The following is a 7,817-nucleotide window of genomic DNA, read 5'->3' on the forward strand; positions in this document are numbered from 1 at the left end:
TTTTTTATTGGATGCTCTCAATGCCCTTAGTATACGGGCCTTCTGCTTGAGAAAAATTGTTTTCTATCAACTTTTGCGCTTTTTGCAATTTTGACCGGTAGGCTAGCAGCCGCATGGCGTTCAGGATCACGACCAGGATGCTGCCTTCGTGGACAAACATCCCGATGGCCATGTTCATCCAGGAACTGGCCAAAAGGCTGACCAATAAGACCGCTACGACAGCCAGGGCGATGGTAATGTTTTCGATCATGTTCCGCCGGGTAGCCTTAGCCAGGGCCAGAGCCCGCGGAATCCGGTCAAAGCTGCCGTTCATGAGGACCACGTTTGAAGTTTCAATCGCCACGTCGGTTCCGCTGCCCATGGCAATCCCGATATCGGCCCGGGCCAAGGACGGGCTGTCGTTGATCCCGTCGCCGACAAAGGCCACGATCTCGCCGGCTTCCTGCCGCTTTTGGACAAAGTCTGCCTTGTCTTCTGGCAAAAGCTGGCCATATGCCTCAGTGAGGCCCAATTCTTCAGCCACCAGGTCAACCGTCTGCTGGTTGTCACCGGACAAAAGGAGCAGGTTCTTCACGCCCAGCTTTTTTAAAGCGGACAGGTCTTCTTTGACCCCGGCCCGGATCTCATCCTTTAAGCCTAAGGCAAGCTCTAATTGGCCATTGACGGCGACCAGAACCAGGGAATTGCCAGCTGCTGCCAGCTCTTTTAAGTCCTTTTCCATTTCTTCCGTGACTGGAACATGGTACTGGTCAAGCAGGTAGCGGTTGCCGACCAGGACCTGCTGGCCAGCTGCTTGAGCAACGATCCCGCCGCCTTGGAGAGTCTGGGAAGCTTCAACTTCTTTTGCTTCCAGGTCCACGTAGTAGCTCGTAATCGCCTTGGCCAGGGGATGGGAGGATTCTTTTTCCACGCTGACCAAAAGCTCTTCAGCCTCCTTGCCTTGGCCATATTTTTTCACCTGGCTGACCCGGGGGTCGCCGTAAGTCAGGGTCCCGGTCTTGTCAAACATGACCGTATCGACCTTGCTGAACTTGGTGATGACCTCACTGCCCTTAAAAAGGATCCCTTGCTTGGCCCCGTTGCCGATTCCAGCCACGTTTGAGACCGGCACTCCAATAACCAAAGCGCCTGGGCAGCCGAGAACCAGGATGGTCACGGCCAGTTCCAGCTTTTGAGTAACCAGGCCAACAATAATGGCCAAAAGCAGGACCACTGGAGTGTAGTACTTGGAGAAGCGGTCAATCAAGCGCTCAGCCTGGGACTTGGAGTCCTGGGCTTCTTCGACCAGTTCGATGATCTTGCCAAAAGTCGTTGCATCCCCGACTTTTTCGGCCTTGATCCGGATAGTCCCATTTTCTAAAATAGTGCCGGCGTAGACCAAGTCACCAGGCTTTTTGCCTAAAGGCATGGACTCACCAGTGATGCTGGACTCGTTGACCGTTCCGGAGCCGAAGACGACTTCCCCGTCGACCGGAATCTTGCCCCCGGTCTTGACCAAGAGGATGTCCCCTTCGTCCAATTCGCCTAAGTCAACTTCTTCAAATTCGCCTGATTCAGTCTGCCTAAGGGCTGTTTCTGGCACCATCTCCACCAATTCTTTAACTGCTGACCGGGTCTTGGCCAGGGTCTTTTGCTCTAGGTATGCCCCAAACAAGAAGAGAAAGGCCACGATGGCCGATTCCTCAAATTCCTGGATGACGAAGGCGCCTAAGATGGCCAGGGTCACCAATAAGTCGATGCTGATGACTTTGACTTTTAGGGCCTGCCAAGCCTCTAAGGCGATGGGAAAACCGCCGATAAGAGAGGCGGCCAAGAGCAGACTGGCTGCTGCTTCGCTTTTAAACAGCCATTTAGCGGCAAAGGCCAGGACGATTAAGATGCCTGTGATTGCCGTCAGCCGGTTGCGATTTTTCATTAACCATTTTTGCATTGATCTTTCGACCTCCTTGATTTGCTGCTTTTAATATACTGGGAAAGCAGAATTCCCCAATTGATTTCTATCAAGATCGGGATTTTTCACGCAAAAAAACACGTACTGATTTGCCATCAGTACGTGTTTGCTAATTATTATTGCTTTACAGCTTGCCGTATTCTTCGTCATCAACCGGTTCAAGCCATTCGTTGCTCATGTTTTCGCCTGGAATCATAAAGGCCAGGTGGGAGAACCAGCTGTCCTTGGCTGCCCCATGCCAGTGCTTGGTGTTGGCTGGAACGATGACTGCCTTGCCCGGGGTCATCTTTACTGGCGCTTGGCCTTCAATCTGGCACCAGCCTTCCCCGCCAACACAGATCAATACTTGGCCGCCGCCCTTGTCCGCGTGGTGGATGTGCCAGTTGTTCCGGCAGCCCGGTTCAAAGGTAACGTTGTGAATCGGGAATGGAGCATCAGTTACCGGGGCAAGGTAGCTGTTTCCAATAAAGTACTTAGCATAGGCATCATTTGGCTCGCCGATAGGGAAGAAGATCGTCTTCTCGTAGGCTTCTTTTGACAGGTCGGCTGCTTCATCTTCAGTCCAGATATCCTTGGCCATGTTAAAGACAGCCCAGGCTACCGGCCAGCCGGCGTAAAAGGCCGCGTGCGTGATGATGGCGGCGATTTCCTTCTTGGTAACCCCGTTTTTCTTGGCAGTCTGCAGGTGGTACTTCAAGGATTCGTCCACCAGCCCCCGGCCCATGAAGACTGAGATTACGACAATGCTTCTGGTCTTGGGATCGATATCCTGGTTGTTCCAGTTTTCGCCAAAAAGCACATCGTCGTTAAAATGCGCGAATTCCGGCGCGAAATCGCCTAATTGGTCTCGGCCTGCAGTTTGAATGATCTTTGCCATTGTTTTGCCTCCTGATTTTACTATGCTTTTTTCCAGATAACGTCCGTGTCGGGCATCCCGGCAAAAAACGAGATGTCGTCCTCAGTGCGGCCGATCGGCTGCTGGTTAAACACTTCACCGTTCTGTTCATACAGAATGACCAGGCTGCCAGCCGGCGGCCAGTAAGAAATATCGCCAATCTTATAGCCAGTAACCACGGCCTCAGTGGCCGGCAGGCTGCCTGCCCCCATCCGGCAGCACATTTCCCTGCCATAGAGGTTAAGCATGGTCAAGGTTGCCGGCAGTTTATCATAAAGCTGCCTGGCCGCGGCATTGTCGTAAAGCTTCGCGTAAACCGTGTGCTTGCCGGCTGTAATACTGACCCTCATCTCTCTCACCTCGTCTATGCTTTCTATTATAAGAGCAATAAACAAGTATGTTAAATGCTTATGTTTTATGGAGAGGTATACCTTCAAAGCATGCTTTTAAAATAATTCAAAAAGGCAGCAGCCGCGCCAAATTCCGGCAGGGGCTTTTTCCAAGCAAAGACCGAGCTCATGTAAAGCTCCGGCTTGAGCGGCCGGAAGACCAGGCGGTCAGTCGGATACATGTTTACAGCTCCTTCGATTGTCAACGCGGAAGCCAGGCCGGCGTCCACGATATCTACCGCCTGGGTAATCAAGTTGAAAGTGCAAAAGATATCCAGTTCTGCTTTTGGCCGGCCAATCCAGGTTAGGAGTTCCTTTTGGACTGGCAGGCGGTCAGAAGTAATAAGCGTCTCATTCCACAGGTCTTCCCGGGTAATGAACTCCTTCTTGGCCAGTGGGTGGCTTCTTCTTAAAAGCAGGCCCCAGCGCTCCTTGTCCTTCATCCGGACATAGTCAAATTTTGTTACGTCAACCGGCTCCAGCAAAAGGCCGAAATCAAGCAAGCCTTGTTCCAGCTGCTGCTTGACGTATTCCGCGCTGTTGGTGTACAAGCGATAGCTGACGTTAGGGTGGTCTTTGCGAAAATTGGCCATGATTTCCGGAAAAACCCGGGAGGAGTACAGGCCGCCGCTGCCAATCGAAATGACGCCGCCAATTTCTTTAGCATCAGCGAAGTCATCTTCGATTTTTTCAACCAGCGCCGTCACTTCTTCAGCCCGCCGCTGCAGCATGATGCCAGCGTTCGTCAGCTTCAGCCGCCGCCCCCGGATAAACAGCTGCGTGCCAAGCTCTTCTTCCAATTGGGCGATCTGCCGGCTCAAGGCTGGCTGGGTCACGTGCAGCACTTCTGCCGCTCTTGAGATATTTCCTTCTCTGACTACCGCCAGATAATATTGCAAGGCCTTGATTTCCATTTAAGTTGCTCCATCTCCATCTTTATTTAAAAAAGACACCAAGCCAGCAGACAGATTAAACTCAGCCAACTTGCTCAAAGATGGCAATCTCTCCTGTCTGGATTTTCTCTTCTACTTAATTTTACCGATTTCTCCGCCTTTTGCGGGCAAAAAAACATGACTCCGCTGCTTGGGCGGAATCATGTTTTGAATGGCTTTCTGCGTCCAGGGGCACCATAATCGTGCCGGAGACTGGTTCGGTTTCCAAGAGATCGATAAAGCCATCCTGGTTGGTATCTTGGGCAAGGGTTGGCACTTGGGCATCCTTGCCGTCCGGGAAGCCATGGAAGTGTTCCCAGTGCTGGATGTTAGCCGGGGTGTCGAACATCTCCAGCTTGATGTGGAGCTTGTCTCCCTCAGTCGTGAATTCTACATAGCCGTGAGCCTGGCTGCCAATTTTTTCTGCGTTAAGTGCCGTAATGTCGGCGCGGTATTTAGTCATATTTTTTCCTCAACAAATCATGGTTATCGCTTTAACGTTAAAGGGAGTTTTAACTATTTAAAAATAACTATATCACGTCATGACTATATTTAGTATATCATATAGCAAGTTTACTTACTATTTATAAAATAACGAGTTGATAGAATATTTTTCATATAAAAATATCATTATTCACCATTTTTAAGCTCTCGCCAATCATCTTCCAGGATCGCCATCAAGATGTCATCAGCGTATTGGCCCCTGTCGAAAACTGCATCCCGCAAAACTCCCTCCCGCTTAAAGCCCGCCCGCAGGTAAGCTTTTTCCGCGCGGGGATTAAAAGAGAAGACATCCAGTTCAAGCCGGTGCAGGTGCAGCTGGTCAAAGGCGAAATCCCGGCTCACTTCAACCGCCCAGCTGCCAATGCCCTGCCCTCTTTCCGCCGGATGAAAGATGCAGATGCGGAAGTTAGCCCGGCGCAGGTCCCAGTCGATTTCGTTGATCACGCTCTCGCCGATGATTTTACCGTTTGGATCTAAGATCAAGAAGAAGTATCTGTCCGTTTCTTCGATAGCTTTTAGGAAAAAAGAAGTCACTTCTTCCTTGGTAAATTCCTTCTTGCAGCCGGTCAGTCTGGCTACTTCCTTGTCCAAGGGGCAGTAGTTCTGGAAATAATAATCGTCCACATCGCTGGCTTGTGCCAGGCGGATCGTAAAGCCATCTTTTTGCCAAGTTGTCTTCATGTGACTGTTGCCTCTTCATTCTAAAAACTATCTGCTGTCAGCTTTCACGTAGAAAGTGCCCCGGCCAGATCCCTTCCGGATGACAAGCCCCTCTTCAGTGAGCTTCTTTAACGCGGCAAGTGCTGATGACCGGCTGACGCTTGGGCAGTGGGCCAGCACGTCCGCGCTAGTGAATTTGCCAATTTTTTCCAGGGCATAGTGCTTCACGATATCATATGCCGTACTGCCTTGGCCATGCTCAGACATTAATCCGACGCGATCTTCAAACTCAGTGTAGCAAGCCAAGATCACCTGCAGCATGTAGCGGATGAAAGGCGTAGGATCATTTTTTTCTTCATGCCAGCCCAAGTCAATCTGCTGCAAAACATCGTAGTAGCGGTCCTTAGTTTTTTCAATCTGCTTTTCGATACTGATGTACTTTCCGACATTGTAGCCACTCTTGTACAAAAGGAGCAGGGTCAACAGCCGGCTCATTCGGCCGTTGCCATCATTGAAAGGGTGAATGCAGAGAAAATCGCAGATAAAAGCAGGAATTAGTATTAAAGCATCAATTTGCTCGGTCGCGCTAGCCTGCTCATAAGCATTGCACAGTCTTTCCACAGCTTCCGGCGTATCGGCAGGCGAAACCGGGATAAATCTAGTAACTGACGTTCCATCTGGCCTGGTTTCATTGATATAATTCTGGACACTCTTAAAGTGGCCGCCATAAGAGAAGCTAGCTCTTTTTAACAGATCTCGGTGAAGCTGAAGAATGTAAGACGGCCTGACGGGGATATACTCATAGCTCTCGTGGATTGTGTTCAGAACATCTCGGTAGCCCATGATTTCATCTTCATCCCGGTTCCTTGGTCGCGTTTTTTCGGCAAAAAGTTGCTTCATCCGTGTGCTTGTCGTCACGATCCCCTCAATTTTGTTTGAGGCTTCGGTACTTTGGATCTTGGCTATTTCAACCAAGCGGTCAAGTTCCACGGGCTTTTGCCGGACAAACAAGTCCTGTCTGCCCTTGTATTCATGAATCTTGGCCACGAGATTGACTATGTCCATGTCCCAGGCTTTTTCAGCAAGTTTGCTGTAATCAAATGACCTCATAAGTTTCCTTTCGTCCAACTAGCTCTTTTTCGTCCAATTTTGCCCAATTTTGGACGAAAAAGCAAATAATTGGACTAAAAACGTCCCTTCACGCTTAAACATGAAGGGACGTTACTTCCTAATGCTGTTGTAGCCATAATAATTCTTCCAATGTACTTCATCCCCATCTACCATAAACAAAAATTATAGCACCCTATCATTTATTACATTATTAACTGAGAGCAAATCATATCTTTTTACTATCAAGTTAATTTGACTACCAATCTTTACATCTGTGGTGGCTGGCAAATAAAAATTATCACCGTCTGAATTTGATACCCTAAATAAGTTCATCTTACCAACCTTTTCCCGAGATAAAACATAAAAGGTTTTTCCAGAATGATTTTCTTCGTATAGTATGCCTATCTTACAATCATAAATCTCTTGCTCTTTCACAAAAGAGAATTGATCATTTCCAATTAAATCCGAATCATCAAATACTGTGTATTGCTGTTTGGATTTTTGACTTTCAACAATGATATCTCGCGTAAATTCATATTCTTTTATTGCAATCACCTTATACATCTATACTTTCCTTCCTCATATTGATAAATTTTTTCATCGTCGTTACATCCCTAAAAATACTTCTATGAGATAGTTTACGCTTTTCTTGATAACTCTGGTATATTAAGAGTATTCAAAAAGCAAAACATCTAACTTGGAAGAAAAAAGAATGAAGACAAACAAAGATCACGTAGAAGAAGATAAGCCTTTCACTTGGGAAAGTTTTATGTTATCTGAATCATGGAACGAATTTCCGAAAAGAAAGGACGATTCGCCTTTAACAATGGATTTTCTTTTCTGGTATCACGGTATTAGATATATCATTACCGCAGCCTACGGTGACGGTGGCTATATGATTGCCGAAGAACTCAGTGGAAAAGTCATAATTCAAAATAAGAATTTCCGTAAGTTGGTGGAAGACGTTCCCTTGTTTGAGGGCAAAACTTTCAAGGAACTTTTGCCCGATTTAGATGTGGAATATTATCTCATCAACCAAAACAAGCATCCCTGGCAGGATAACTTTCTTGCTAGAGATGCTTTTTTCGTCCAATTTTGCCCGATTTTGGACGAAAGAGCAAATAATTGGACTAAAAAAGTCCCCTCACGCTTAAGCATGAAGGGACTCTTCTTTATCTTAGTCGGTAACTTAGTCGCTTATCTTGGTCGCTCAACCGACTAAGTTATTTTCTTCGGTATTTTTGATTTCTGCTTTTCGGCTTCTCCGGAATGGTCATTTCTATAAATCCGAATCATAAAACTTACTAAATCTTGATAATCGCATCAGTATTGGTAAGTTTTTCTGATATTCCTTTCTAGTTAAATCTATGGGTAGA

General features: G+C 47.6%; 8 protein-coding genes and 2 pseudogenes. 1 reads left to right on the forward strand and 9 read right to left on the reverse strand.

Going from position 1 to position 7,817, the window contains the following annotated elements; all coding sequences use genetic code 11:
• Nucleotides 1-4: 4 nt before the first annotated feature.
• The 8 genes and pseudogenes from ACI32D_RS06090 to ACI32D_RS06125 form a co-directional block, all read right to left on the reverse strand.
• A complete protein-coding gene (locus ACI32D_RS06090; protein ID WP_439775716.1) occupies nucleotides 5-1,930 on the reverse strand; it encodes a heavy metal translocating P-type ATPase in 1,926 nt (641 codons plus the stop codon).
• A gap of 145 nt (nucleotides 1,931-2,075) precedes the next feature.
• The gene (locus ACI32D_RS06095; protein ID WP_439775717.1) at nucleotides 2,076-2,828 is read right to left on the reverse strand and encodes a carboxymuconolactone decarboxylase family protein; all 753 of its coding nucleotides are present in this window, start codon (nucleotides 2,826-2,828) and stop codon (nucleotides 2,076-2,078) included.
• 20 nt (nucleotides 2,829-2,848) lie between these two features.
• Nucleotides 2,849-3,196 carry a cyclophilin-like fold protein gene (locus ACI32D_RS06100; protein WP_439775718.1) on the reverse strand — a complete coding sequence of 116 codons (348 nt, stop codon included), beginning with the start codon at nucleotides 3,194-3,196 and terminating at the stop codon, nucleotides 2,849-2,851.
• Nucleotides 3,197-3,279: 83 nt separating this feature from the next.
• Nucleotides 3,280-4,149, reverse strand: coding sequence for a LysR family transcriptional regulator (locus tag ACI32D_RS06105; RefSeq protein WP_439775719.1), 870 nt, complete (start codon nucleotides 4,147-4,149; stop codon nucleotides 3,280-3,282).
• A 190-nt stretch (nucleotides 4,150-4,339) separates the two neighbouring features.
• Nucleotides 4,340-4,630, reverse strand: a pseudogene (locus ACI32D_RS06110) (hypothetical protein); the annotation flags it as partial.
• Nucleotides 4,631-4,797: 167 nt separating this feature from the next.
• The gene (locus tag ACI32D_RS06115) at nucleotides 4,798-5,352 is read right to left on the reverse strand and encodes a GNAT family N-acetyltransferase (RefSeq protein WP_439775720.1); all 555 of its coding nucleotides are present in this window, start codon (nucleotides 5,350-5,352) and stop codon (nucleotides 4,798-4,800) included.
• Nucleotides 5,353-5,379: 27 nt separating this feature from the next.
• Nucleotides 5,380-6,441, reverse strand: a complete 1,062-nt coding sequence (locus ACI32D_RS06120; RefSeq protein WP_439775721.1) for a Fic family protein — start codon at nucleotides 6,439-6,441, stop codon at nucleotides 5,380-5,382.
• Between the two features lie 183 nt (nucleotides 6,442-6,624).
• The gene (locus ACI32D_RS06125; RefSeq protein WP_439775722.1) at nucleotides 6,625-7,005 is read right to left on the reverse strand and encodes a hypothetical protein; all 381 of its coding nucleotides are present in this window, start codon (nucleotides 7,003-7,005) and stop codon (nucleotides 6,625-6,627) included.
• Between the two features lie 133 nt (nucleotides 7,006-7,138).
• Between ACI32D_RS06125 and ACI32D_RS06130 the strand changes: the two genes are divergently transcribed.
• Nucleotides 7,139-7,663, forward strand: coding sequence for a hypothetical protein (locus ACI32D_RS06130; protein WP_439775723.1), 525 nt, complete (start codon nucleotides 7,139-7,141; stop codon nucleotides 7,661-7,663).
• Nucleotide 7,664: 1 nt separating this feature from the next.
• Here the strand turns inward: ACI32D_RS06130 and ACI32D_RS06135 are convergent.
• Nucleotides 7,665-7,730: pseudogene (locus tag ACI32D_RS06135) on the reverse strand (Fic family protein); the annotation flags it as partial.
• Nucleotides 7,731-7,817 lie beyond the last annotated feature (87 nt).

It is taken from the genome of Lactobacillus sp. (assembly GCF_051873315.1).
Classification (GTDB): domain Bacteria; phylum Bacillota; class Bacilli; order Lactobacillales; family Lactobacillaceae; genus Lactobacillus.